Origin of the sequence: Pseudomonas sp. LAIL14HWK12:I7 (genome assembly GCF_000483465.1) — a bacterium.
In the GTDB taxonomy this organism is placed as follows: domain Bacteria; phylum Pseudomonadota; class Gammaproteobacteria; order Pseudomonadales; family Pseudomonadaceae; genus Aquipseudomonas; species Aquipseudomonas kermanshahensis.
In genome coordinates, this window is sequence record NZ_KI519605.1 from 381,809 (window position 1) to 406,971 (window position 25,163).

The following is a 25,163-nucleotide window of genomic DNA, read 5'->3' on the forward strand; positions in this document are numbered from 1 at the left end:
CATGGCCCAGCTTTGCGTAGCCCTGGTCGCGGGTGAGGCCAGCGGCGATATTCTCGGGTCTGGCTTGATGCGCGCCCTCAAGGCGCGCCATCCCGACGTCCGCTTTATCGGCGTTGGCGGCCCCTTGATGGAAGCCGAAGGCCTGCAATCCTACTTCCCCATGGAACGTCTGGCGGTCATGGGCCTGGTCGAGGTACTGGGACGGCTGCGTGAGCTGCTCAAGCGCCGCAAGTTGTTGATCCAAACCCTCATCGCCGAAAAGCCCGATGTGTTCATCGGCATCGACGCCCCGGATTTCACCCTCAACATCGAATTGAAACTGCGTCAGGCCGGTATCAAGACCGTGCACTACGTCAGCCCATCCGTATGGGCGTGGCGGCAGAAGCGCGTGCTGAAGATCCGCGAAGGCTGCGACCTGATGCTGACGCTGTTGCCGTTCGAAGCCCGGTTCTACGAAGAGCAGGGGGTGCCGGTGCGTTTCGTCGGCCACCCACTGGCCGATACCATTCCGCTCGAGGCCGACCGACTGGCAGCACGCACTGCGCTTGGCCTGGGCCCAGGCCCGGTGGTCGCGTTGATGCCTGGCAGCCGCGGCGGCGAAGTCGGGCGCCTGGGGGCGCTGTTCCTCGATGCCGCCGAGCGCTTGCGCGAACGAGTACCGGGTGTGCGCTTCGTGCTGCCCTGCGCCAACGCCGCACGGCGTGCCCAGGTCGAGCAGATGCTCGAAGGGCGCGCGCTGCCGCTGACCCTGCTCGACGGCCAGTCGCACCAGGCCCTGGCGGCCTGCGATGCGGTGCTTATCGCGTCGGGTACCGCCACCCTGGAGGCACTGCTGTACAAGCGGCCCATGGTGGTGGCTTATCGCCTGGCGCCGTTGACCTACTGGATTCTCAAGCGCCTGGTCAAAAGCCCATACGTGTCGTTGCCCAACCTGCTGGCCCAGCGCGAGCTGGTGCCTGAACTGCTGCAGGATGACGCCACCAGCGAAGCCCTGGCGCAAACCTTGGCCCCCTTGGTGGCCGATGGCAGCCAGCAGACCGAACGTTTCGACGAGATTCACCGCACCCTGCGCCGGGATGCTTCCAACCAGGCCGCCGAGGCGGTACTGGCCTTGCTCAAGGACCGCTGAGATGCAAATAGGACTGGATTTCAACCTGGTCGAAGACCTGGTCGCCGGGGTCGATGAAGTCGGCCGTGGCCCGTTGTGTGGCGCGGTGGTGACGGCTGCAGTGATCCTCGACCCGGCACGGCCGATCCTCGGCCTCAACGATTCGAAGAAGCTCACCGAAGCCAAGCGCGAGGCGTTGTTCGACGAAATCTGCGAGAAGGCGCTGAGCTTTTGCATTGCCCGCGCCGAGGTCGAAGAAATCGACCGCCTGAACATTCTTCAGGCCACCATGCTGGCCATGCAGCGTGCGGTCGAGGGGCTGCATGTCACGCCCAAGCTGGCACTGATCGACGGCAACCGCTGCCCCAAGCTGGCGGTACCTGCTGCGCCGGTCGTCAAAGGCGACAGCCAGGTACCGGCCATTGCGGCTGCGTCGATCCTGGCCAAGGTGACGCGTGATCGGGAGATGAGTGCGTTCGAGCTGATCTACCCAGGTTACGGCATCGGTGGGCACAAGGGTTATCCGACGCCGGTGCACCTTGAAGCCCTGGCCCGGCTTGGGCCTACGCCCATTCACCGACGCTCCTTTGCGCCGGTGCGGGCGGCCTGGGAGGCCCGTGAGGGCATTACCGATTCTTTGATCTAGTGCATGGGGCCGCTTTGCGGCCCTTTCGCGACGCAAGGCCGCTCCTACAGAAATCATGCGTTCCTCTGTAGGAGCGGCCTTGTGTCGCGACGGGCTGCGAAGCAGCCCCAAATCCTGCCCTCATTTACGCTACAATCCCGCCCTTGTCGTTCTGCTACAGGATCACCCATGTCGGTTCCCTTCGTTCACCTTCGCGTGCACTCCGAATTCTCGCTGGTCGACGGCCTGGTGCGGATCAAACCGCTGGCCAAGGCACTGGCGGGGATGAACATGCCGGCGGTGGCGATCACCGACCAGAGCAACATGTGCTCGCTGGTGAAGTTCTACAAGACCGCCATGGGCGCCGGGATCAAGCCGATCTGTGGTGCCGACCTGTGGCTGGCCGGGCCCGACCCGGAAGCCCCGTTGTCGCGTATCTGCTTCCTGGCGATGAACCCCCAGGGCTACCGCAACCTCACCGAGCTGATTTCGCGCGGTTGGGTCGAAGGCCAGCGCAATGGCCTGGTGATTTTGCAGCGCGAGTGGATCGCCCCCGCCAGCGAAGGCCTGATCGCTTTGTCCGCTGGCAAGGAAGGCGACATTGGCGCCGCGCTGCTCTCTGGTCGGGTTGAAGAGGCCGAAGCGCTGTTGCGCGACTGGCTGGGCATGTTCCCCGAGCGCTTCTACGTTGAAGTGCAGCGCACCAACCGTGCCCGCGACGAAGAATACGTACACGCTGCTGTGGCCCTGGCCGACAAGGTCGGCGCGCCGCTGGTGGCGACCAACGATGTGCGCTTCATCAAGCAGGCCGACTACGATGCCCACGAAACCCGTGTCTGCATCGGCGAGGGCTGGACCCTGGACGACCCGCGTCGCCCTCGCAACTACAGCGACCAGCAGTACCTCAAGAGCGCGGACGAAATGGCCGAGCTGTTCAGCGACTTGCCCGACGCCATCGCCAACACTGTCGAGATCGCCAAGCGCTGCAACATCCAGGTTCAATTGGGCAAGCACTTCCTGCCCGATTTCCCGACCCCCAATGGCATGGGCATCGACGATTACCTGCGCCATGTTTCCCATGAAGGCCTGGAGGAGCGCCTGGCGGTGCTCTGGCCCAAAGAGACCACGCCAAACTATGAGGAAAAGCGCCAGGTCTACCTGGATCGCCTGAAGTTCGAGCTGGATATCATCATCCAGATGGGCTTCCCCGGTTACTTCCTAATCGTTATGGACTTCATCAAGTGGGCCAAGAACAACGGCGTGCCGGTCGGCCCAGGCCGAGGCTCGGGTGCCGGTTCGCTGGTCGCCTACGTGTTGAAGATCACCGACCTCGACCCGCTGGCCTATGACCTGCTGTTCGAGCGCTTCCTCAACCCTGAACGGGTATCCATGCCCGACTTCGACGTCGACTTCTGCATGGATGGCCGTGACCGGGTCATCGAATACGTGGCCGATGCTTACGGGCGCAACGCGGTCAGCCAGATCATCACCTTCGGCACCATGGCCGCCAAGGCGGTGGTGCGCGACGTGGCGCGGGTGCAGGGCAAGTCCTACGGCCTGGCCGATCGCCTGTCGAAGATGATCCCCTTCGAAGTCGGCATGACCCTGGAAAAAGCCTATGAGCAGGAAGAGATCCTGCGCGACTTCCTCAAGGGCGACGAAGATGCCCGCGAGATCTGGGAGATGGCCCTCAAGCTCGAGGGTGTCACGCGGGGTACCGGCAAGCACGCCGGTGGTGTGGTCATCGCCCCGACCAAGCTCACCGACTTCTCGCCGATCGCCTGTGACGAAGAGGGCGGCGGCCTGGTAACCCAGTTCGACAAGGACGATGTCGAGGCCGCCGGGCTAGTCAAGTTCGACTTCCTTGGCCTGCGTACGCTTACCATCATCAAGTGGGCGATGGAGACGATCAACCGCGAGCAGGCCAAGCAGAACCTGCCGGACTTGAACATCGACTTCATTCCGCTGGATGACCGCAAGACCTACGAGTTGCTGCAAAAAGCCGAGACCACGGCGGTGTTCCAGCTCGAATCGCGCGGCATGAAGGAGCTGATCAAGAAGCTCAAGCCAGACTGCCTGGAAGACCTCATCGCATTGGTGGCGCTGTTCCGCCCAGGCCCGCTGCAGTCGGGCATGGTGGACGACTTCATCAACCGCAAGCACGGCCGCGCCGAGCTGGCCTACCCGCACCCGGACTACCAGTATGACGGCCTGCAGCCGGTATTGGCGCCGACCTACGGCATCATCCTGTACCAAGAGCAGGTGATGCAGATTGCCCAGGTCATGGCCGGCTATACCCTGGGCGGTGCCGACATGCTGCGGCGGGCCATGGGTAAGAAAAAGCCCGAAGAGATGGCCAAGCAGCGCGGCGGCTTCATCGAAGGTTGCGCGAACAACGGCATCGATGGCGATCTGGCAGGTAACATCTTTGACCTGGTAGAGAAATTCGCTGGTTACGGCTTCAACAAATCTCACTCTGCCGCCTATGGCCTGGTGTCCTACCAGACCGCCTGGCTGAAAACCCACTACCCGGCGCCGTTCATGGCCGCGGTACTCTCGGCGGACATGCACAACACCGACAAGGTGGTGGTGCTGATCGAGGAAGTGCGCAGCATGAAGCTGCGCCTCGATGCGCCCGATGTGAACACTTCCGATTTCAAATTCACCGTCAATGACGATGGCCGTATCGTCTATGGCCTGGGTGCGATCAAGGGCGTGGGCGAGGGGCCGGTGGAAGCCATCGTCGAAGTGCGTGCGCAGGGCGGCCCGTTCAAGGACCTGTTCGATTTCTGCGAGCGCGTCGACCTCAAGCGCGTCAACAAGCGCACCCTCGATGCGTTGATCCGCAGTGGTGCACTGGACCGTCTGGGCCCGTACTTCCATGACGAGATCAAGGCCTACCAGGCCAACATCGACCGTAACCGTGCAACCTTGCTGGCGGCGCTGGAAGAGGCGATCAAGTCGGCCGAGCAGACCGCGCGTACCGCCGACAGCGGCCACGTCGACCTGTTTGGCGGCTTGTTCGTCGCGGCAGACTCGGACGTCTATGCCAACCACCGCAAGGTCCGCGAGCTGACCCTTAAAGAGCGTCTCAAAGGCGAGAAGGACACGCTGGGCCTGTACCTGACCGGTCACCCGATCGACGAGTACGAAAGCGAGATTCGCCGTTTTGCCCGGCAGCGCATCATCGACCTCAAGCCGTCCCGTGAGTCCCAGACGATCGCCGGCATGATCATTGCGTTGCGGGTCATGAAGAACAAGAAGGGTGACAAGATGGGCTTCGTCACCCTCGATGACCGCTCGGGGCGCATCGAGGCGTCGCTGTTTGCCGACTCCTTCATGGCGGCCCAGTCATTGCTGCAGAACGACGCCATGGTCGTGGTCGAAGGGGAGGTCAGTAACGATGACTTCTCGGGCGGCCTGCGCCTGCGGGTGAAGCAGGTGATGACCATGGAAGACGCGCGCACGCGCCTGGCCGAAAGCCTGCGCCTGAAAGTCGCCCATGACGCGCTCAAGGGCGACCGCCTGAACTGGCTGGGTGAGTTGATCACCCGTCACCGCGGCGGCTGCCCGATTACCCTGGAATACACCGGCAGTGACGCCAAGGCCATGCTGCAGTTTGCCGATGAGTGGTCAATCGACCCGGCTGACGGCCTGATTCAGGCACTGCGTGACCAGTTCGGACGTGAGAACGTCTTCCTGCAATATCGTTGAATCGACGAATTTTAATCTCGACCTGAATGCGCCCGATCCCTTAAGGTAGGGCGCCAAACGGATCAACCGGCCGGCCGCCTGGCCGTAGACCCAAGACGGATGCCTATGAACCCGAATTTCCTCGATTTCGAACAGCCGATTGCCGACCTGCAAGCCAAGATCGAAGGCCTGCGCCTGGTGGGTAACGACAACTCGCTGAACATCAGCGATGAAATTGCCCGTCTGCAAGACAAGAGCAATACCCTGACCGAAAGCATCTTCGGCAACCTGACCAGCTGGCAGATCGCCCGCCTGGCGCGTCATCCGCGTCGTCCTTACACCTTGGACTACCTGCAGCACATCTTCACTGAATTCGAAGAGCTGCACGGTGACCGCCATTTCTCCGATGATGCCGCAATCGTGGGCGGTACCGCCCGCCTGGATGGCAAGGCAGTGATGGTCATCGGCCACCAGAAGGGCCGCGAAGTACGTGAGAAGGTGCGCCGCAACTTCGGCATGCCGCGCCCTGAGGGCTACCGTAAGGCGTGCCGCCTGATGGAAATGGCCGAGCGCTTCAAGATGCCGATCCTGACGTTCATCGACACCCCAGGTGCCTACCCAGGTATCGACGCCGAAGAGCGCAACCAGAGCGAGGCGATTGCCTGGAACCTGCGCGTCATGGCGCGCCTGAAGACGCCAATCATCGCCACCGTGATCGGTGAGGGTGGTTCTGGCGGTGCACTGGCCATTGGTGTGTGCGACCAGCTGAACATGCTGCAGTACTCGACCTACTCGGTGATTTCGCCGGAAGGCTGCGCCTCGATCCTGTGGAAGACCGCCGACAAGGCTGCCGATGCCGCCGAGGCCATGGGTATCACGGCCGAACGCCTGAAGAGCCTGAACATCGTCGACAAGGTCATCTCGGAGCCGCTGGGCGGCGCCCACCGTGACCCGGCTGCCATGTCTGAAAGCATCCGTGCCGACCTGGTGCAGCAGCTGGACATGCTGGGCAAGCTCGACAATGACGCGCTGCTGGCACGCCGTTACGAGCGCCTGATGAGCTACGGCCTCTGATACACCCCGGGGCCGCTCTGCGGCCCATTCGCGGGCAAGCCCGCTCCTACAGATTGCCCGGTCCCCTGTAGGAGCGACCTTGCGTCGCGAAAGGGGTGCAAAGCGCCCCCGGCGATTCCGAACCGAGTGAGGCTTCGATGATCAACCTCACCCCCTGGCTCCAAGCCCCCGCCTGGCACATCGCCTTCTCTGGCGGCCTGGACTCCACCGTCCTGCTGCACCTGCTGGCCGATTACGCCCGCACCCACCCCGCGCCCCCGTTGCGCGCCATCCATATCCATCACGGCCTGCAGCCCGCCGCTGACGCGTGGCCAGCCCACTGCAAGCACGTCTGCGCCAACCTCGGCGTCGAACTTCGTGTGATCCACGTCCAGGTCGCCCCCGGCGCCAGTCTCGAACAGGCGGCCCGCGATGCCCGTTATGCGGCATTCACGAAGGTAGTCGGCCCCGGTGAGGTGCTGTTCACCGGCCAGCACCGCGATGACCAAGCAGAAACCCTGCTATTTCGTTTGCTGCGCGGTGCCGGGCTACGTGGCCTGACCGCGATGCCGGCGCAGCGTCCGCTGGGGCAGGGCAGCCTGGCCAGGCCGTTGCTGGCGATTGCCCGCCAGCAGCTGCACGCGTATGCCCAGGCCCAAGGCCTGACCTGGATCGAAGACCCCTCGAACAGCGACACCGCCTTTGCCCGCAACTATTTGCGCGGCGAAGTGTTCCCGGTGTTGCAGCAGCGTTGGCCGCAAGCCAGTCAGAGCCTTGCCCGTTGCGCAGAGCACCTGGGCGAAGCGCAGGGTTTGCTGGACGAGGTGGCTCAGGCGGATCTGGCCAAGGCCGAGGAGGGGGCTGCCGCTGCATGGGTGGGGCTGGATTCCCTGGCGCTTGCGGTGCTCGCGGCGTTGTCACCCGCTCGTCAGCGCAATGCCCTGCAATACTGGCTCAGCCATCGCACCCGGCTGCCGGATGCGCGCCACTGGGCGGGCTGGGCCGACCTGCGCGATGCCGCAGCCGACGCCCAGCCGACCTGGCGCTTGGCCGACGGCCGGTTGCTGCGCAGCAACGGCCGCATCTGGTGGCTGAGCGGTGACTGGCTGCAGGCGCCGCAAGGCGAATTCGCCTGGGCAGACTCGGCTTGCGAGCTGGCCTTGCCGGGCAACGGCAGCGTTCGGCTGGCTGCGCCCAAGCCCCTGGCGGGCCTGACTGTCCGCTATCGCCAGGGCGGTGAAGTGCTTGAGCTTGCCGGGCGCGGTCGACGCGACCTCAAGCGCCTGCTCAACGAGCTGCAGGTGCCGCCTTTCGTGCGTTCGCGCCTGCCATTGCTGTATCAGGGCGAGCGCTTGCTGGCCGTGGCCAACCTGCCGGCGCTGGGGCAGGCAGATTGCCAACTGCACTGGCAGTTACCGACGAACGCGCAAGGTTTGAGCTGAAGGGTACATTCCGGTAGACTACCCTCCCTTCTTGATACAACTTCTGTGGGTTCCTCGAAAACACAGCAGTTGCCGATTACCACGCAGTTTTTTGCTGGGCTGATTCTGGAAATGACGAGCGAGCTCCATGCCGGGGATACCCTGGTTTGTACAGACGCGGCAGTTTTTCGAGATGCACTGTGATTGACGCAGGTGATCGGGGGCTTCGGCCTTCCTTCGCTTTCTCCGGCGGCGCTGGCCGCCTTAACGCAGACTTCTAGGGTTTTTCATGACGCGCTACATATTCGTCACGGGCGGTGTTGTTTCTTCATTGGGGAAAGGCATTGCCTCGGCTTCCCTGGCGGCCATCCTGGAAGCGCGGGGACTCAAGGTCACCATGCTCAAGCTGGATCCGTACATCAACGTCGATCCTGGCACCATGAGTCCGTTCCAGCACGGTGAAGTCTTCGTCACCCAGGACGGCGCCGAGACTGACCTTGACCTGGGCCACTACGAGCGGTTCATCCGCACGACCATGACCCAGAACAACAACTTCACCACCGGCCGTATCTACGAGCACGTGCTGCGCAAGGAGCGCCGTGGTGACTACCTGGGCGCGACCATCCAGGTCATCCCGCACATAACCGACGAAATCAAACGTCGCATCATCAAGGGCGCCGGCGATGCCGACGTGGCCCTGGTTGAAATCGGCGGTACGGTCGGCGACATCGAGTCGCAGCCGTTCCTCGAGGCCATCCGCCAGCTGCGCGTCGAAGTGGGCTCCAAGCGCGCCATGCTGATGCACCTGACCCTGGTCCCGTACATCGCTACCGCAGGCGAAACCAAGACCAAGCCGACCCAGCACTCGGTCAAGGAGCTGCGCTCCATCGGCCTGCAGCCTGACGTGCTGATCTGCCGCTCCGACCACCCGGTCGATGCCTCGTCGCGCCGCAAGATCGCCCTGTTCACCAACGTTGAAGAGCGTGCGGTCATTTCGCTCGAAGACGTCGACACCATCTACAAGATCCCGGGCGTGTTGCATGCCCAGGGCCTGGATGACTTCGTCACCGAGCGCTTCGGCCTGCAGTGCGACAGCGCCGACCTGTCCGAGTGGGACAAGGTCGTCGATGCCAAGCTCAACCCAGAGCACGAAGTGACCATCGCCATGGTCGGCAAGTACATGGAGCTGCTGGATGCGTACAAGTCGCTGATCGAAGCGATGAGCCACGCCGGCATCACCAACCGTACCAAGGTCAACCTGCGCTACATCGATTCTGAAGACATCGAGAACCAAGGCACCAGCCTGCTCGAAGGCGCCGACGCCATTCTGGTACCGGGCGGTTTCGGCCTGCGCGGTGTCGAAGGCAAGATCACTGCGGTGCAATACGCCCGTGAGAACAAAGTGCCTTACCTGGGTATCTGCCTGGGCATGCAAGTTGCCGTGATCGAGTTCGCCCGTAACGTGATGGGCTGGAAAGACGCCAACTCCACCGAGTTCGACCGCAACAGCGGCCACCCGGTTGTCGGCCTGATCACCGAGTGGGCCGATTCTACCGGCGCCGTCGAGACCCGTACCGAAGCTTCCGACCTGGGCGGCACCATGCGCCTGGGCGCGCAGGACTGCCAGATCGTCTCGGGCTCCAAGGTTCACGATTGCTACGGCAAGGACGTGATCACCGAGCGTCACCGTCACCGCTACGAAGTGAACAACAACCTGCTGCCACAACTGGTCGATGCTGGCCTGGTGGTTTCCGGTCGTTCCGAAGACGGCGCGCTGGTTGAGGTGGTCGAGTCCAAGGACCACCCATGGTTCGTCGCTTGCCAGTTCCACCCAGAGTTCACCTCGACCCCGCGTGACGGCCACCCGCTGTTCAGTGGTTTCGTCAAGGCAGCCCTGGCTCAGAAGAACAAGGCCTGATCAATGACCCAGAAGATCATTCGCGTCGGTAACATCGAGATCGCCAACGACAAGCCGTTCGTCCTGTTCGGCGGCATGAACGTCCTGGAATCCCGTGACCTGGCAATGAAGGTCTGCGAAGAGTACGTGCGGGTCACCGAGAAGCTCGGTATCCCGTATGTGTTCAAGGCCAGCTTCGACAAGGCTAACCGTTCGTCGGTGACGTCCTACCGTGGCCCAGGCATGGAAGAGGGGCTGAAGATCTTCGAGGAGATCAAGCGCACCTTCAACGTGCCGGTGATCACCGACGTGCACGAGCCTTACCAGGCCGAGCCGGTGGCCAAGGTCTGCGACATTATCCAGTTGCCGGCCTTCCTGTCGCGCCAGACTGACCTGGTGGTGGCCATGGCCAAGACCGGCGTGGTGATCAACATCAAGAAGGCCCAGTTCCTCGCGCCCCAGGAGATGCAACACATCCTGGCCAAGTGCGAAGAGGCGGGTAACGACCAGTTGATCCTCTGCGAGCGTGGTTCGAGCTTCGGCTACAACAACCTGGTGGTGGACATGCTCGGCTTCGGCATCATGAAGCAGTTCGAGTACCCGGTCTTCTTCGACGTGACCCATGCCCTGCAGATGCCGGGCGGTCGCTCGGACTCTGCCGGTGGCCGTCGTGCCCAGGTCACCGACCTGGCCAAGGCTGGCATGAGCCAAGGCCTGGCCGGCCTGTTCCTCGAGGCTCACCCTGATCCGGACAATGCCAAGTGCGATGGCCCTTGCGCCTTGCGCCTGGACAAGCTGGAGCCGTTCCTGACCCAGCTCAAGCAACTGGACGAGCTGGTGAAAAGTTTTCCGACGGTAGAAACCGCGTAAAGCTCATTTCTCGGGTAAAGTACCGCCCGTTCTCTCCCTGACCAAACGGTCAGGGAGCGCTTTCATCAGGCCTGCCTGCTGCATACCCCGCCTGATGAAGTGCAAGGATTTCCTAAGCTGCGTTGTTTTCGTCAATTCTGGAGTGCTTACAACAATGGCAAAAATCGTCGACATCAAAGGTCGTGAAGTTCTCGATTCGCGTGGCAACCCCACCGTGGAAGCCGATGTACTGCTCGACAACGGCATCATCGGCAGTGCTTGCGCGCCGTCCGGTGCTTCCACCGGCTCGCGCGAAGCGCTGGAGCTGCGTGATGGCGACAAGAGCCGTTACCTGGGCAAGGGCGTGCTGAAAGCCGTCGCCAACATCAACGGCCCGATTCGCGACCTGCTGCTGGGCAAGGACCCTTCCGACCAGAAGGCTCTGGACCGCGCCATGATCGACCTGGACGGTACCGAGAACAAAGCCAAGCTGGGCGCCAACGCCATCCTGGCTGTTTCCCTGGCTGCCGCCAAGGCCGCTGCCCAGGACCAGGACCTGCCGCTGTACGCGCACATCGCCAACCTGAACGGCACCCCGGGCCAGTACTCGATGCCGGTTCCGATGATGAACATCATCAACGGTGGCGAGCACGCCGACAATAACGTCGACATCCAAGAGTTCATGGTGCAGCCGGTTGGCGCCAAGACCTTCTCCGATGGCCTGCGCATGGGCACCGAAATCTTCCATCACCTGAAGGCTGTACTGAAGGCTCGCGGCCTGAACACTGCCGTCGGTGACGAAGGTGGCTTTGCGCCGAACCTGGCGTCTAACGAAGACGCGCTGGCCGCCATCGCCGAAGCCGTTGAAAAGGCCGGCTACAAGCTGGGCACCGACGTGACACTGGCCCTGGACTGCGCAGCGTCCGAGTTCTATGAAGACGGCAAGTACAACCTGTCTGGCGAAGGCAAGTCGTTCGACGCCGAAGGCTTTGCCGAGTACCTGAAAGGCCTGACCGAGCGCTTCCCGATCATCTCGATCGAAGACGGCTTGGACGAGTCCGACTGGGCTGGCTGGAAGATCCTCACCGACAAGATCGGCGAGAAGGTGCAACTGGTCGGTGACGACCTGTTCGTGACCAACACCAAGATCCTCAAGGAAGGCATCGAGAAGGGCATCGGTAACTCGATCCTGATCAAGTTCAACCAGATCGGCTCGCTGACCGAGACCCTGGAAGCCATCCAGATGGCCAAGGCTGCAGGCTACACCGCGGTGATTTCGCACCGTTCCGGTGAAACCGAAGACTCGACCATTGCCGACCTGGCTGTAGGCACCGCTGCTGGCCAGATCAAGACCGGCTCGCTGTGCCGTTCCGACCGCGTCTCCAAGTACAACCAACTGCTGCGCATCGAAGAGCAACTGGGTGCCAAGGCGGTTTACCGTGGTCGTGCCGAGTTTCGCGGTTAAGCAAGAGATGGTAAAAAGACAGCAGCCGTAGCTGTAGGAGCTTTCGTACTGAATTTTCCTACACTTGCAAAGGGTTTCTGTCGACGAAGCCTGGCCTCGGCCAGGCTTCGTGCTATTCGAGGCCCCGAAGTGAACAGTAAGCGGCGGTCTTTTTAACCTGGATACCTTGATGCGCAGTCCCTATTGGTTGTTCCTCGTTCTGCTTCTGCTGTTGGGTGGCCTGCAGTACCGCCTGTGGGTGGGCAATGGCAGCCTGGCGCAAGTGACCGAGCTCAAGCAGCAGATCGCCGAGCAGCACGCCGAAAACGAGCGTCTGCTTGAGCGTAACCGCGTGCTTGATGCAGAAGTCCTGGAGTTGAAGAAAGGTATGGAGACCGTGGAAGAACGGGCTCGTCATGAATTGGGGATGGTCAAAGAGGGTGAAACCCTCTTCCAGTTGCCGCAAAAATGACTGACACATTACCGGCCTTCTGGGCCGTGATTCCTGCTGCGGGCGTGGGTGCCCGCATGGCTGCCGACCGCCCCAAGCAGTACTTGCAACTGGGTGGGCAGACCCTTCTCGAGCATAGCCTCGACTGTTTTCTTGGCCATCCAACGCTCAAGGGCGTGGTGGTCAGCATTACCGCAGACGACCCTTACTGGCCCGGCCTGCGCTGTGCCAGCGACCCGCGCATCCAGCGCGCGGCGGGCGGTCGCGAGCGTGCCGACTCGGTACTCAATGCGTTGCTGTTGCTGCATGCCCAAGGGGCTTCGGACAGCGACTGGGTGCTGGTGCACGATGCCGCGCGGCCGAACCTGGCGCGCAGTGACCTGGACAAGCTGCTGTCGGAGCTGGCAGATGACCCGGTGGGTGGCCTGTTGGCGGTACCGGCGCGCGATACGTTGAAGCGTGCCGACAGCCATGGCCGGGTGAGCGCTACCGTAGACCGCAGCACCATCTGGCAGGCGTATACGCCGCAGATGTTCCGCCTGGGGGCCTTGCACCGCGCGTTGGCCGAGTGCCTGGTGTCGGATGTGGTGGTCACCGACGAGGCTTCGGCCATCGAGTGGTCCGGCCAGGCGCCGCGGCTGATCGAAGGGCGCAGCGATAACATCAAGGTGACCCGGCCGGAAGACCTTGAGTGGTTGCGCCAGCGCTGGGCGGGGCGCCGCTGACACTGTAATCCTGTGCTGGCCCTTTCGCGGGCAAGCCCGCTCCTACAGGGAATTGCGATCTCTTGTAGGAGCGGCCTTGTGCCGCGAAAGGGCCGCAAAGCGGCCCCAGTGCACTATCAAGCCACACGATACTCCGGCAACCCCGCCAACCCTTCCTTCAGATAATCCACCAGTCGCCTTACCTTCGGCGAAAGATGCCGCTGCTGCGGGTACAACGCCCACACCGCCGTATTCGGCGGCTGATGCCCCTCCAGCAGCGATACCAGTGCCCCCGTGTTCAGGTGCTCCAGCACGTAATAGTCCGGCAACTGGCACAAGCCCATCCCCAGCAACGCGGCGTCGAGCACGGCCTGCCCGCTGTTGCAGCGCCAGTTTCCCTGCACCCGCTGGCTGATCTCGCGGCCATCCTGCTGCAGTGCCCACAAGTCCGAACTGCCAATCAGGCAGTTGTGCCGCGCCAGTTCCGACAGGCTGTGCGGCCGGCCGTAACGCTCCAGATACGCCGGTGAGGCGCACAGGTACATGCGCCGCGGTGCTAGGCGGGCGGCAACCAGCCTGGAGTCGGCAAGCCGGCCGAGGCGAATGGCCAGGTCCATGCCTTCATGCAGCAGGTCCAGCGTGCGGTTGCTCAGTTCCACTTCCACCCTCAACTGCGGGTACAGCGCCATGAAGCGCGTCACCAGCGGCACGATGAAACGCTCGCCATAGGCCACCGCACAGGTCATGCGCAGCAGCCCCTTGGGCTCGCTGGCCAGGTCGCCCATCGCCCGCAGGGCTTCTTCACGGCCATCTTGCAGGCGTTGGCAATGCTGCAGGAAGGTCTGCCCGGCCTCACTCAGGGTGACGCGCCGGGTGCTGCGGTACAGCAGCCGCGTCTGCAGGCGTTCTTCCAGGCGGGCGATCTGCCGGCTGATGTGCGAAGACGATACGCCCAGGCGCTCCGCCGCCGCGGTGAACTGGCCAGACTCGGCCACCGCCACGAATTCGTCGATGCCTTCCCAGCGGCTACTCATTGATTGTCCCTGTGCAGCAATAATGTTTTGTCTTTGCCTGGATTATTCATCAAAACACCCTGAATTACACTGCAAGACTGAATTGACCCCTTGTCTGGAGAACGTTGATGATCAAGTCCCGTGCTGCCGTAGCCTTCGAAGCCAAGAAACCCCTGGAAATCGTCGAAGTGGACGTGGCCATGCCCAAGGCCGGCGAAGTGCTGCTGCGCGTGGTTGCCAGCGGTGTCTGCCATACCGACGCCTACACCCTGTCCGGCGCCGACCCGGAGGGTATCTTCCCGTCGATCCTTGGCCACGAAGGCGGCGCGATCGTCGAGGCAGTGGGCGAGGGCGTGACCTCGGTGGCCGTGGGTGACCATGTGATCCCGCTGTACACCCCTGAGTGCGGCCAGTGCAAATTCTGCCGTTCGGGCAAGACCAACCTGTGCCAGGCCATCCGTGCGACCCAGGGCAAGGGCCTGATGCCAGACGGCACCACGCGCTTCTCTTATAAAGGCCAGCAGCTGTTCCACTACATGGGCACCTCGACCTTCTCCGAGTACACCGTGCTGCCAGAAATCTCCGTGGCCAAGATCCAAAAGGAAGCCCCGCTGGAGAAGGTCTGCCTGCTCGGCTGTGGCGTCACCACCGGTATCGGTGCGGTCATCAACACCGCCAAGGTCCAGCCGGGTGACACCGTGGCCATCTTCGGCCTCGGCGGCATCGGCCTGTCGGCGATCATTGGCGCCGTCAAGGCCAAGGCCTCGCGCATCATCGCCATCGACATCAACCCAGCCAAGTTCGAGATCGCTCGTCAGCTGGGTGCCACCGATTGCATCAACCCGAAAGAATACGACCGCCCGATCCAGGAAGTGATCGTCGACCTCACCGACGGCGGCGTGGACTTCTCCTTCGAGTGCATCGGCAACGTCCAGCTGATGCGTGCGGCCCTAGAATGCTGCCACAAAGGGTGGGGCGAGTCGGTCATCATCGGCGTTGCCGGTGCTGGCCAGGAAATCGCCACCCGTCCGTTCCAGCTGGTCACCGGTCGCGTCTGGCGCGGCTCGGCGTTCGGTGGCGTACGCGGCCGCAGCGAGCTGCCAAGCTATGTCGAAATGGCCGAGAAGGGCGAGATCCCGCTGGACACCTTCATCACCCACACCATGGGCCTGGAAGACATCAACAAGGCCTTCGACCTGATGCATGAAGGCAAGAGCATCCGCAGCGTGATCCACTTCTGAGGTCTGCCATGAGCCTGGACAACATTTCTTGCCAGAAAAGCTTCGGCGGCTGGCACAAGCGGTACCGGCACCCGTCCAAGGTGCTCGGCTGCGACATGGTGTTCGCGGTGTATCTGCCTCCTCAGGCCGAACAGGGGGCCAAGCTGCCGGTGCTGTACTGGCTGAGCGGCCTGACCTGCACCGACGAGAACTTCATGCAGAAGGCCGGCGCCCAGCGCCTGGCCGCCGAGCTTGGGTTGATCATCGTTGCGCCCGACACCAGCCCGCGTGGCGAGCAGGTGCCGGGCGACCCGGATGGCGCCTGGGACTTTGGCCTGGGGGCCGGCTTCTACCTCAATGCCACCCAGCAACCGTGGGCGCAGCACTACCGCATGCATGACTACGTGGTAGAGGAGTTGCCCGCGCTGATCGAGGCGCACTTCCCGGCCTCGGACCAGCGCAGCATCAGTGGCCACTCGATGGGCGGGCATGGCGCATTGGTGTGCGCCTTGCGTAACCCGGGGCGCTACCGTTCGATCTCGGCGTTCTCGCCGATCAGCAACCCGATGGACTGCCCGTGGGGTGAAAAGGCCTTCAGCCGCTACCTGGGCGAGGACCGTGCGCGTTGGCGCGAGTGGGATGCCAGCGTGCTGCTGGCCGAGACACCCGCGGGCAGCTGCCCGCCGTTGCTGGTGGACCAGGGCGACCGTGATGACTTCCTCGAGAAGCAGCTCAAGCCTGAGGCACTGGAGCAGGCCGCGCGCAAAGGGGGGCATGCACTGACCCTGCGCCTGCAGCCTGGCTATGACCATAGCTACTACTTCATCGCCAGCTTCATCGAAGACCACGTGCGCCATCATGCGAAGGCGCTGGGCCGGGTGTAAGGCGCAGCCCCAATACCGCACAAAGCAGGTAGAATCACGCCCTGACTCAATCAGGGCGTTTTTCTATGCGTATTGGCCACGGCTACGATGTGCACCGTTTCTGCGACGGTGATTTCATTACCCTGGGCGGGGTCCGTATCCCCCACAAACACGGCCTCCTGGCCCACTCCGACGGTGACGTGCTGCTGCACGCCCTGAGCGATGCCTTGCTGGGCGCTGCGGCGCTGGGTGATATCGGCAAGCACTTCCCCGACACCGACCCGCAGTTCAAGGGTGCCGATAGCCGTGCCTTGCTGCGTCATGTGGTCGCTATCGTCCAGGCCAAGGGCTGGAAGGTGGGCAATGTCGACGCCACCATCGTTGCCCAGGCGCCGAAGATGGCGCCGCACATCGAGACCATGCGCCAACTGATCGCCGAAGACCTGCAAGCTGAGCTCGACCAGGTCAACGTCAAAGCGACCACCACTGAAAAGCTGGGCTTCACCGGCCGTGAGGAGGGGATTGCCGTGCATGCGGTCGCCCTGTTGCTGCCAGCATGACCGAACTGGAACTGCTGGGCCCGCGTGCATCGGGTGAAGCGCTGGGCACTGCGGTGCTCAAGGCCGTGGCTGAAGACTTCCAGGTCGACGAGGTGCTGGATATCCCGCTGTCGGGCCAGGGTGAGCACCTATGGCTGTGGGTCGAAAAACGTGACCTCAACACTGAAGAAGCGGCCCGCCGACTGGCCCGCGCCGCAGGCGTCCCGGCCCGTTCGATCAGCTATGCCGGCCTCAAGGACCGCCAGGCCCTGACCCGTCAGTGGTTCAGCCTGCACCTGCCCGGCAAGGCCGACCCGGACCTGTCGCGTGCCGAGGATGCCAGCCTGCGCGTGCTCAAGCAGGTGCGTCACCAGCGCAAGCTGCAGCGTGGCGCGCATTCGGCCAACGGCTTCACCCTGCGCCTGACGGCCCTGGCGGCTGATCACGCTGCACTGGACGCGCGCCTGGAGGCGCTCAAGCAGCACGGCGTGCCGAACTACTTCGGCAGCCAGCGGTTTGGCCATGGCGGCGGTAATGTCCATGACGCGCTCGACTGGGCGGCCCGGAAGGCACTGCCAGAGCAACGCAATGTGCGTTCGCGTTTGCTTTCCGCAGGGCGCAGCTACCTGTTCAACCAGATTCTCGCCGCCCGTGTTGCCGACGGCAGTTGGGCCCGTGCGCAAGTCGGGGACCTGCTGGCCTTCACCGATAGCCGTAGTTTCTTTCCGGCGACCGAGCAGGAATGTTCCGATCCGCGCTTGGCGATTCTCGACCTGCATCCCACCGGTGCGCTGTGGGGCGAGGGCGAAACCCCCGCCGCAGGCGTCACTGCCGCGTTGGAAAGCGCAGTTGCCGCGCGGCAGCCGGCACTGTGCCATTGGCTGGCCCAGGCGGGCATGGATCACGAACGGCGCATTCTGCGGCTCCCTATTGGCGGCCTGACGTGGCATTATCCCGAGCCTGATATCCTGCAACTGGAATTCGTCCTTCCGGCCGGATGCTTCGCCACCGTGGTGGTGCGCGAAGTCGTGGATCTGGTGTCGGCAGGGCAGACGGACAGCCCATGCGTATTCTGATTTCGAACGACGACGGTGTTACCGCACCTGGCCTCGCCGCGCTGCACGCTGCGCTGGTGGATTATGCCGAGTGCGTGGTAATCGCCCCGGAGCAAGACAAGAGCGGCGCCAGCAGTTCGCTGACGCTGGACCGGCCGCTGCATCCGCAGACCCTGGCCAACGGTTTCATCAGCCTCAATGGCACGCCCACCGATTGCGTGCACCTGGGGCTCAATGGCCTGTTGCCGCAGACCCCAGACATGGTGGTGTCGGGGATCAACCTGGGCGCGAACCTGGGCGACGACGTGCTGTATTCGGGCACCGTCGCCGCTGCGTTGGAAGGCCGCTTTTTGGGCAACACGTCGCTGGCGTTTTCGTTGCTCTCGCGCCAGCCGGACAACCTGCCCACGGCGGCCTACATCGCCCGCCGGCTGGTGGAGGCGCAGTCGCGTCTCACACTGCCGCCGCGCACCGTGCTCAACGTCAATATCCCCAACCTGCCGTTGGAGCACATCCGCGGCATCCAGCTCACCCGTCTCGGTCACCGGGCGCGGGCGGCGGCGCCGACCAAGGTGGTCAACCCGCGCGGCAAGGAGGGGTACTGGATCGCCGTGGCCGGCGATGCCGAAGACGGTGGCCCGGGCACGGACTTCCACGCGGTGATGCAAGGCTATGTATCGATCACACCGCTGCAGCTTGACCGCACCTTCAACGATGCTTTCGAACAGCTCGACGGTTGGCTGGAGGGCCTGCTCTGATGCGTGAGGACGATATGTTGCGCCGGGGTATCGGCATGACCTCCCAACGGACCCGGGAGCGGCTGATCCAGCGCCTGTGCGAAGAAGGCGTGGCGAACCCCAAGGTGCTCGACGCGATCCGCCGCACCCCGCGCCACCTGTTCGTCGACGAGGCCCTGGCGCATCGCGCCTATGAAGACACGGCGCTGCCGATCGGCCACAACCAGACCATCTCGCAGCCGTTCATGGTTGCGCACATGAGCGAGCTGCTGCTTGAGGCCGGGCCGCTCGACAAGGTGCTGGAGATCGGCACGGGCTCCGGCTACCAGACGGCGATACTTGCCCAGCTGGTGGAGCGGGTGTTCTCGGTGGAGCGCATCAAGGTGCTGCAGGATCGCGCCAAGGAGCGCCTGGTAGAGCTGAACCTGCGTAACGTGGTGTTTCGCTGGGGCGATGGTTGCGAGGGCTGGCAGGCGCTGGCGCCCTACAACGGCATCATCGTCACCGCGGTGGCGCCCGAGGTGCCACAGGCACTGCTTGATCAACTGGCGCCGGGCGGGCGTATGGTGATTCCGGTGGGCCCGGCAGGCGAGACACAGCAGTTGATGCTGATCGTGCGAGAGGAGCATGGGTTCTCCCGGCGTGTGCTAGGCGCTGTGCGCTTCGTGCCATTGCTCAATGGCCCGCTGGCCTGATCCACGGAATATTTACGCCAGCGACGAATTCTTGCGCCATTGCCCTGTCTATCTGGCGGGGTGATCTGCTATAGCACGAGTGGCCTTTGCAGCCGTCCACCCAATACAGGTGGGCTCGGTTATAATTGCAACAATATTGCATTTCTTATCGTTATTTCGGTATTCGGCACCATGAGGGGAGCGCGGGTGGGTCACACAGTCATTCGGCAGCGCAAGGATTGGGCGGGTTTCAAGCTTCTGGTGATTGCACTGGCCATGGGCACCTTGCTGGCGGGTTGTTCCAGCACCAGCTCGACAAGCGCGCGGGTGGTCGACCGTAACAATGCAGCGCCCAAGCGGCCGACGGTGACTTCCGGTCAGTACATCGTCAAGCCGGGCGATACGTTGTTCTCCATCGCCTTCCGTTACGGCTGGGACTACAAGGAGCTGGCCGCCCGCAACGGCATCCCGGCGCCTTACACCATTCGCCCTGGCCAGCCGATTCGCTTCAGCAGCGGCGCCACGGGTAGCACCACGGTGGTGTCCAACCCTTCGTCCTCGAGCAAAACCACGGTCATTCGTCGCCCCGTTGGTAGCACCAGCACCGCCCCCAGCGGTAGCACCAAGCCGGCTACAACGGCCCCGACAACCAGTGCGCCGGTGGTCGCCACCGTGCCGGCCGCAGAGCGCGCGGTAGGCGGTTGGACCTGGCCGGCCAATGGCGTGCTAATTGGAAAATTTGCTTCAAACGGTAGTTTGAATAAAGGCATTGATATCGCCGGTGATTTGGGACAGCCTGTTTTTGCTGCGTCTGATGGTGCAGTGGTCTACGCCGGGAGTGGCTTGCGGGGCTACGGCGAGCTGATCATCATCAAGCACAGCGATACCTACGTCAGTGCCTACGGTCACAACCGCAGGCTGTTGGTTCGGGAGGGGCAGCAGGTCAAGGCTGGGCAGTCGATTGCTGAAATGGGGTCCACGGGCACTGATCGGGTGAAGCTGCATTTCGAGATTCGCCGCCAGGGCAAACCCGTCGATCCGCTCCAGTTCCTGCCACGTCGTTGATTGTTGTACCTGGCCTGTTCCTCTGATGTAGAGGGGACAGGCTCCAGCGCTGCCAGGGATACAGGTGCCGCTCGAGTCTGAGTTCGAACTCAGCAAAGGACTATAACAATGGCTCTCAATAAAGAAGCGCCGGAGTTTGACATCGACGATGACGTCCTCCTGATGGAGACGGGCATCGTTTTGGAAACGGATGTGGTGTCAGACGAACCTGCTGTATCTTCGGTTCGGACAAGGGCCAAGACCGGCTCTTCGCTCAAGCAGCACAAGTACATCGATTACACTCGGGCACTTGATGCTACTCAGTTGTACCTCAATGAGATTGGATTCTCGCCTCTGCTGTCGCCAGAAGAGGAAGTGCATTTTGCGCGCCTGTCGCAAAAAGGCGACCCCGCCGGCCGCAAGCGCATGATCGAAAGCAACCTGCGCCTGGTTGTGAAAATTGCCCGACGTTATGTAAACCGTGGCCTGTCGTTGCTCGACCTGATCGAGGAGGGCAACCTGGGGTTGATTCGTGCGGTCGAGAAATTCGACCCGGAACGTGGTTTCCGTTTCTCGACCTATGCGACCTGGTGGATTCGCCAGACCATCGAAAGGGCGATCATGAACCAGACCCGTACCATTCGCCTGCCGATCCATGTGGTCAAGGAGCTCAACGTCTACCTGCGCGCTGCGCGGGAGCTGACCCAGAAGCTCGATCACGAGCCCTCGCCAGAAGAAATCGCCACCCTGCTTGAGAAGCCTGTCGCTGAGGTCAAGCGGATGCTGGGGCTGAACGAGCGGGTGTCTTCGGTGGATGTTTCGCTCGGGCCGGACTCGGACAAGACCCTGCTCGATACCCTTACCGATGACCGCCCGACCGACCCGTGTGAGCTGCTGCAGGACGACGACCTTTCGCAGAGCATCGATCAGTGGCTGGGTGAGCTGACCGACAAGCAGCGTGAGGTGGTGGTGCGCCGCTTTGGCCTGCGCGGGCATGAGAGCAGCACCCTGGAAGATGTTGGCCTGGAGATCGGCCTGACGCGTGAGCGTGTACGGCAGATCCAGGTAGAGGGGCTCAAGCGCTTGCGCGAGATCCTCGAGAAGAATGGCCTGTCTAGCGAGTCGTTGTTCCAGTAACAAGCTGTTCGCCAGCATAAGACGCCCCGATAGCCTCGGGGCGTTTTTGTGTGCGCGGTGCAGCCAGAATAACGCGCCTCCCTGTAAACGCGCCCCCCTGGGGTGATGCACGGGTCAGAAACGCAGATTCGCCATCCAGCATTTGTGTACCGCGCCACCCCAGTAACATCGCGTGTAAGAGATCGCTTACTTGTTTTGTAAGCTATCTATGCAACCAACAGTAAATCATTGTCGTTTTCAGCTCCGCCGTAATCCTAACTCACTGAAAATCATGGATTATTTGGATGTGAGGAAAAGTGTCCGCGGTAATATCTTGAGAGGTGCCTCGGTTGTCTCGCCCGCTGAAGTCGCTAGTATTCGAACTGTGCACACGGACATGCACAGGCTTTCAGGGAGAAGGCCAAGGACATCGCAAGAAGCGATTTCATCAGGATGATGTTTGGGACAATCAGGGACTACGGAAAAAATGTGGGCGGGTCATACCGCCCCTTTTTTTGCCTGCTGAAAATGAAAAAAGGCCCGAATGGGCCTTTTTCGTATCCGCGCGCTATCAGCGCTCCAGATCTGCAATCTTGCCAGTCTTGCCATCCCACTCTTCAGCGTCCGGCAGGGCGTCCTTACGCTCGGTGATGTTTGGCCAGATTTCCGCCAGTTCGGCGTTCAGCTCGATGAAGTTTTCCATGCCCGATGGCACTTCGTCTTCCGAGAAGATGGCTTGCGCTGGGCATTCCGGCTCGCATAGTGCGCAGTCGATGCACTCGTCCGGGTGGATGACCAGGAAGTTCGGGCCTTCGTAGAAGCAGTCCACCGGACAGACTTCCACGCAGTCGGTGTATTTGCATTTGATGCAGTTGTCGGTGACGACGAAGGTCATTTCTAGTTCTCTCCTCAGGCGACGGCGGCGGCCCTTCCTCTCGGGGCCGCGCGGTTTACGGGTATGTGGCTGCAGGCCAGGCTAATAACCTGCAGCACCAGCAAACCGCGGCGGATTCTACCAGCTTGTAGTGGGCGCCGTTATAACAGGTTCTTTAGTTGATATAGCATTTCGATAGCTTGGCGCGGGGTCATGTCGTCCAGGTCCAGCTTGCCCAGCTTCTCGATGGCCGGGTGTGGCAGGCTGGCGAACAGATCGCTCTGGTGCGGGACGTGTGGCTCATCCTTGGCCTGCTTGCCCAACGGCTGCTCGTGCGGCAGGCTCGCGGTTTCCAGGCGGCCCAGGTGCTCGCGGGCGCGCTGAATGACCGGTGTGGGCACGCCGGCCAGTTGGGCCACGGCCAGGCCGTAGCTTTGGCTGGCAGGGCCTGGCAGCACATGGTGCAGGAAGACGATGCGCTCGTTGTGCTCGGTGGCGTTCAGGTGCACGTTGGCCACCAACGGCTCGTTTTCCGGCAGTACAGTGAGCTCGAAGTAGTGCGTGGCGAACAGCGTGTAAGCACGCAACTGGGCCAGGCGCTCGGCGGCGGCCCAGGCCAGCGACAGGCCATCGAAGGTGCTGGTGCCGCGGCCGACTTCGTCCATCAGCACCAGGCTGCGGTCGGTGGCGTTGTGCAGAATGTTGGCGGTTTCACTCATCTCGACCATGAAGGTCGAGCGCCCGCCGGCCAGGTCGTCACTGGAGCCGATGCGGGTGAAGATGCGGTCGACCAGCGACAGCTCGCACTGGGCTGCCGGCACGAAACTGCCGATGTGCGCCATCAGCACGATCAAGGCGGTCTGGCGCATGTAGGTAGATTTACCGCCCATGTTCGGGCCGGTAATGATCAGCATGCGGGTGCTGTTGTCCAGGTTCAGGTCGTTGGCCACGAACGGCGTGGTCAGCACCTGCTCGACCACCGGGTGACGGCCCTGGTCGATGCGCAAGCACGGCTCGTCGACGAAGCGAGGGCAGTTCAGGTCGAGGTTCAGGGCACGCTCGGCGAGGTTGCTCAGCACGTCCAGTTCGGCCAGGGCGGCGGCGCTGTCTTGCAGCGGTGCCAGGTGGCTGATCAGGGTTTCGAGCAGGGCATCGTAAAGCATCTTCTCGCGGGCCAGGGCGCGGCTCTTGGCCGACAGTGCCTTGTCCTCGAACGCCTTGAGCTCTGGGGTGATGAAGCGCTCCGCACCCTTGAGGGTCTGGCGGCGAATGTAGTCGCCCGGGGCTTGTTCGGCCTGCTTGGTCGGCAGCTCGATGAAGTAGCCATGCACGCGGTTGTAGCCGACCTTGAGATTGGCCAGGCCGGTACGGGCTTTTTCACGGGCTTCCAGGTCGATCAGGAACTGGCCAGCGTTCTCGCTGATCGCCAGCAACTCGTCCAGCTCATTGTCGTAGCCGGCCTTGAGCACGCCGCCATCACGGATTACCGCGGGCGGGTTGTCGATGATCGCCCGCTCCAGCAGGCTGGCCAGCTCTGGGTAGGTGCCGGTAATGGCGGCCAGGCGCGCCAGGTGCGGGGCTTCCAGCTCGGCCATGGCGTTTTGCAGCTCGGGCAGGGCGCCGAGGGCATCACGCAGGCGTGCGAGGTCGCGTGGGCGGGCATTGCGCAGGCCGATACGGGCGAGGATCCGCTCGATATCGCCAATTTCCTTGAGCTGCGGCTGCAGTTTTTCGAAACGGTAGCCGTCGAGCAGGCAACGGATCGAATCCTGGCGCGCCTGCAGGACTTTGAGGTCACGCAGTGGGCGGTTCAGCCAGCGGGTCAGCAAGCGGCTGGCCATGGCGGTCTGGCAGCGGTCGATCACCGACTGCAGGGTATTGTCGCGCCCGCCCGCCAGGTTGACGTCCAGCTCCAGGTTGCGGCGGCTGGCGCCATCCAGGATGACCGTGTCGTCCAGGCGCTCGTGGCGCAGGCTGCGCAGGTGCGGCAGGGCGGTGCGCTGGGTTTCCTTGGCGTAGGTCAGCAGGCATCCGGCGGCGCCGATGGCCAGGGTCAGCTTGTCGCAGCCAAAGCCTTTGAGGTCCTTGGTCGCGAATTGCTGGCACAGGGCCTTGCGCGCCGAGTCGCGGTCGAAGTCCCACGGGGCGCGGCGGCGCGCGCCAGGGCGTTTTTCGGCCGGCAGGTCGCGTGGCCAGTCGTCGGGGATCAACAGTTCGACCGGGTTGAGGCGGTCGAGCTCGGCCAGCAGGTTTTCCCAGCCTTTGATCTCTTGCACGCCGAAGTTGCCACTGGTGATGTCCAGTACCGCCAGGCCAAACAGGCGCTCATCGCCCAGCAGCGCGGCAATCAGGTTGTCGCGGCGCTCGTCGAGCAGTGCTTCGTCGCTGACCGTGCCGGGGGTGATGATGCGCACCACCTGGCGCTCCACCGGGCCCTTGCTGGTTGCCGGGTCGCCAATCTGTTCGCAGATCACCACCGATTCGCCGAGCTTGACCAGTTTGGCCAGGTAGCCTTCCAGCGAATGGAACGGAATGCCGCACATGGGGATGGACTGGCCGGCCGACTGGCCGCGCGCGGTCAGGGTGATATCCAGCAGTTTTGCGGCTTTCTTCGCATCTTCGTAGAAGATCTCGTAGAAATCGCCCATGCGGTAGAACATCAGCTGGTCCGGGTGCTGGTTTTTCAGCTTCCAGTACTGCTGCATCATCGGGGTGTGTGCGGAGAGATCTGACATTCAGGGCCTTACAGCGGGTGATCTGGTTGGCGATGGTAAAACCGGCAA

21 protein-coding genes are annotated in these 25,163 nt (G+C 62.8%); 18 read left to right on the plus strand and 3 right to left on the minus strand.

Annotated features, from left to right (window positions below):
• Position 1 precedes the first annotated feature (1 nt).
• The 10 genes from lpxB (at position 2) to ispD (ending at position 13,266) form a co-directional block, all read left to right on the plus strand.
• Entirely contained in the window at positions 2 to 1,129 is a 1,128-nt protein-coding gene (gene lpxB, locus D886_RS0121145; RefSeq protein WP_027595803.1) for a lipid-A-disaccharide synthase, read from the plus strand.
• Between the two features lies 1 nt (position 1,130).
• Positions 1,131 to 1,754, plus strand: coding sequence for a ribonuclease HII (gene rnhB, locus D886_RS0121150; protein ID WP_027595804.1), 624 nt, complete (start codon positions 1,131 to 1,133; stop codon positions 1,752 to 1,754).
• A 168-nt stretch (positions 1,755 to 1,922) separates the two neighbouring features.
• Positions 1,923 to 5,447: a DNA polymerase III subunit alpha gene (gene dnaE / locus D886_RS0121155; protein ID WP_027595805.1), complete on the plus strand. Its 3,525-nt coding sequence runs from the start codon at positions 1,923 to 1,925 to the stop codon at positions 5,445 to 5,447.
• A gap of 105 nt (positions 5,448 to 5,552) precedes the next feature.
• Positions 5,553 to 6,500, plus strand: coding sequence for an acetyl-CoA carboxylase carboxyltransferase subunit alpha (locus D886_RS0121160; protein ID WP_027595806.1), 948 nt, complete (start codon positions 5,553 to 5,555; stop codon positions 6,498 to 6,500).
• Positions 6,501 to 6,637: 137 nt separating this feature from the next.
• Positions 6,638 to 7,921, plus strand: coding sequence for a tRNA lysidine(34) synthetase TilS (gene tilS, locus D886_RS0121165; RefSeq protein ID WP_027595807.1), 1,284 nt, complete (start codon positions 6,638 to 6,640; stop codon positions 7,919 to 7,921).
• Positions 7,922 to 8,189: 268 nt separating this feature from the next.
• Positions 8,190 to 9,818: a CTP synthase gene (locus D886_RS0121170; RefSeq protein ID WP_027595808.1), complete on the plus strand. Its 1,629-nt coding sequence runs from the start codon at positions 8,190 to 8,192 to the stop codon at positions 9,816 to 9,818.
• A gap of 3 nt (positions 9,819 to 9,821) precedes the next feature.
• Positions 9,822 to 10,667, plus strand: coding sequence for a 3-deoxy-8-phosphooctulonate synthase (gene kdsA / locus D886_RS0121175; protein WP_027595809.1), 846 nt, complete (start codon positions 9,822 to 9,824; stop codon positions 10,665 to 10,667).
• A gap of 154 nt (positions 10,668 to 10,821) precedes the next feature.
• Positions 10,822 to 12,111 carry a phosphopyruvate hydratase gene (gene eno, locus D886_RS0121180; protein ID WP_027595810.1) on the plus strand — a complete coding sequence of 430 codons (1,290 nt, stop codon included), beginning with the start codon at positions 10,822 to 10,824 and terminating at the stop codon, positions 12,109 to 12,111.
• A gap of 169 nt (positions 12,112 to 12,280) precedes the next feature.
• Positions 12,281 to 12,562, plus strand: a complete 282-nt coding sequence (ftsB, locus tag D886_RS0121185; RefSeq protein WP_004375443.1) for a cell division protein FtsB — start codon at positions 12,281 to 12,283, stop codon at positions 12,560 to 12,562.
• Positions 12,559 to 13,266, plus strand: coding sequence for a 2-C-methyl-D-erythritol 4-phosphate cytidylyltransferase (gene ispD, locus D886_RS0121190; protein ID WP_027595811.1), 708 nt, complete (start codon positions 12,559 to 12,561; stop codon positions 13,264 to 13,266). The genes ftsB and ispD overlap by 4 nt, the downstream gene beginning before the upstream one ends.
• 116 nt (positions 13,267 to 13,382) lie before the next feature.
• Here the strand turns inward: ispD and D886_RS0121195 are convergent, their stop codons facing one another.
• Positions 13,383 to 14,279: a LysR substrate-binding domain-containing protein gene (locus D886_RS0121195; RefSeq protein ID WP_027595812.1), complete on the minus strand. Its 897-nt coding sequence runs from the start codon at positions 14,277 to 14,279 to the stop codon at positions 13,383 to 13,385.
• A gap of 107 nt (positions 14,280 to 14,386) precedes the next feature.
• Here D886_RS0121195 and D886_RS0121200 point away from each other — a divergent pair, with 107 nt between their 5' ends.
• From D886_RS0121200 to rpoS, 8 genes are all read left to right on the plus strand, one after another.
• Complete coding sequence (locus D886_RS0121200; RefSeq protein ID WP_027595813.1) at positions 14,387 to 15,499, plus strand: S-(hydroxymethyl)glutathione dehydrogenase/class III alcohol dehydrogenase; 1,113 nt, start codon at positions 14,387 to 14,389, stop codon at positions 15,497 to 15,499.
• An 8-nt stretch (positions 15,500 to 15,507) separates the two neighbouring features.
• Entirely contained in the window at positions 15,508 to 16,362 is an 855-nt protein-coding gene (gene fghA, locus D886_RS0121205; RefSeq protein ID WP_027595814.1) for an S-formylglutathione hydrolase, read from the plus strand.
• Between the two features lie 65 nt (positions 16,363 to 16,427).
• Entirely contained in the window at positions 16,428 to 16,901 is a 474-nt protein-coding gene (gene ispF / locus D886_RS0121210; protein ID WP_027595815.1) for a 2-C-methyl-D-erythritol 2,4-cyclodiphosphate synthase, read from the plus strand.
• The gene (gene truD, locus D886_RS0121215; protein ID WP_027595816.1) at positions 16,898 to 17,956 is read left to right on the plus strand and encodes a tRNA pseudouridine(13) synthase TruD; all 1,059 of its coding nucleotides are present in this window, start codon (positions 16,898 to 16,900) and stop codon (positions 17,954 to 17,956) included. The genes ispF and truD overlap by 4 nt, the downstream gene beginning before the upstream one ends.
• A complete protein-coding gene (gene surE / locus D886_RS0121220) occupies positions 17,944 to 18,693 on the plus strand; it encodes a 5'/3'-nucleotidase SurE (protein WP_027595817.1) in 750 nt (249 codons plus the stop codon). The genes truD and surE overlap by 13 nt, the downstream gene beginning before the upstream one ends.
• Positions 18,694 to 18,728: 35 nt before the next feature.
• Positions 18,729 to 19,367, plus strand: coding sequence for a protein-L-isoaspartate(D-aspartate) O-methyltransferase (locus D886_RS0121225; RefSeq protein ID WP_172960402.1), 639 nt, complete (start codon positions 18,729 to 18,731; stop codon positions 19,365 to 19,367).
• Positions 19,368 to 19,553: 186 nt separating this feature from the next.
• A complete protein-coding gene (locus D886_RS0121230; protein WP_027595819.1) occupies positions 19,554 to 20,411 on the plus strand; it encodes a peptidoglycan DD-metalloendopeptidase family protein in 858 nt (285 codons plus the stop codon).
• Positions 20,412 to 20,519: 108 nt separating this feature from the next.
• A complete protein-coding gene (rpoS, locus tag D886_RS0121235; protein WP_027595820.1) occupies positions 20,520 to 21,527 on the plus strand; it encodes an RNA polymerase sigma factor RpoS in 1,008 nt (335 codons plus the stop codon).
• Positions 21,528 to 22,077: 550 nt separating this feature from the next.
• Here rpoS and fdxA read toward each other — a convergent pair.
• On the minus strand, positions 22,078 to 22,401 hold the full coding sequence (gene fdxA, locus D886_RS0121240; RefSeq protein WP_027595821.1) for a ferredoxin FdxA: 324 nt from the start codon (positions 22,399 to 22,401) through the stop codon (positions 22,078 to 22,080).
• A 140-nt stretch (positions 22,402 to 22,541) separates the two neighbouring features.
• Positions 22,542 to 25,115, minus strand: coding sequence for a DNA mismatch repair protein MutS (gene mutS, locus D886_RS0121245; RefSeq protein ID WP_027595822.1), 2,574 nt, complete (start codon positions 25,113 to 25,115; stop codon positions 22,542 to 22,544).
• Positions 25,116 to 25,163: the final 48 nt, after the last annotated feature.

Excerpts from the sequence above, each read along its gene's own strand:
- D886_RS0121225 (WP_172960402.1), top strand. The coding sequence starts at position 18,729 with ATGACCTCCCAACGGACCCGGGAGCGGCTGATCCAGCGCCTGTGCGAA.
- D886_RS0121195 (WP_027595812.1), bottom strand. The coding sequence starts at position 14,279 with ATGAGTAGCCGCTGGGAAGGCATCGACGAATTCGTGGCGGTGGCCGAG.
- dnaE (WP_027595805.1), top strand. The coding sequence starts at position 1,923 with ATGTCGGTTCCCTTCGTTCACCTTCGCGTGCACTCCGAATTCTCGCTG.
- rnhB (WP_027595804.1), top strand. The coding sequence starts at position 1,131 with ATGCAAATAGGACTGGATTTCAACCTGGTCGAAGACCTGGTCGCCGGG.
- D886_RS0121160 (WP_027595806.1), top strand. The coding sequence starts at position 5,553 with ATGAACCCGAATTTCCTCGATTTCGAACAGCCGATTGCCGACCTGCAA.
- truD (WP_027595816.1), top strand. The coding sequence starts at position 16,898 with ATGACCGAACTGGAACTGCTGGGCCCGCGTGCATCGGGTGAAGCGCTG.
- D886_RS0121170 (WP_027595808.1), top strand. The coding sequence starts at position 8,190 with ATGACGCGCTACATATTCGTCACGGGCGGTGTTGTTTCTTCATTGGGG.
- kdsA (WP_027595809.1), top strand. The coding sequence starts at position 9,822 with ATGACCCAGAAGATCATTCGCGTCGGTAACATCGAGATCGCCAACGAC.
- fghA (WP_027595814.1), top strand. The coding sequence starts at position 15,508 with ATGAGCCTGGACAACATTTCTTGCCAGAAAAGCTTCGGCGGCTGGCAC.
- rpoS (WP_027595820.1), top strand. The coding sequence starts at position 20,520 with ATGGCTCTCAATAAAGAAGCGCCGGAGTTTGACATCGACGATGACGTC.
- ftsB (WP_004375443.1), top strand. The coding sequence starts at position 12,281 with ATGCGCAGTCCCTATTGGTTGTTCCTCGTTCTGCTTCTGCTGTTGGGT.
- lpxB (WP_027595803.1), top strand. The coding sequence starts at position 2 with ATGGCCCAGCTTTGCGTAGCCCTGGTCGCGGGTGAGGCCAGCGGCGAT.
- fdxA (WP_027595821.1), bottom strand. The coding sequence starts at position 22,401 with ATGACCTTCGTCGTCACCGACAACTGCATCAAATGCAAATACACCGAC.
- ispF (WP_027595815.1), top strand. The coding sequence starts at position 16,428 with ATGCGTATTGGCCACGGCTACGATGTGCACCGTTTCTGCGACGGTGAT.
- eno (WP_027595810.1), top strand. The coding sequence starts at position 10,822 with ATGGCAAAAATCGTCGACATCAAAGGTCGTGAAGTTCTCGATTCGCGT.
- surE (WP_027595817.1), top strand. The coding sequence starts at position 17,944 with ATGCGTATTCTGATTTCGAACGACGACGGTGTTACCGCACCTGGCCTC.
- ispD (WP_027595811.1), top strand. The coding sequence starts at position 12,559 with ATGACTGACACATTACCGGCCTTCTGGGCCGTGATTCCTGCTGCGGGC.
- mutS (WP_027595822.1), bottom strand. The coding sequence starts at position 25,115 with ATGTCAGATCTCTCCGCACACACCCCGATGATGCAGCAGTACTGGAAG.
- tilS (WP_027595807.1), top strand. The coding sequence starts at position 6,638 with ATGATCAACCTCACCCCCTGGCTCCAAGCCCCCGCCTGGCACATCGCC.
- D886_RS0121200 (WP_027595813.1), top strand. The coding sequence starts at position 14,387 with ATGATCAAGTCCCGTGCTGCCGTAGCCTTCGAAGCCAAGAAACCCCTG.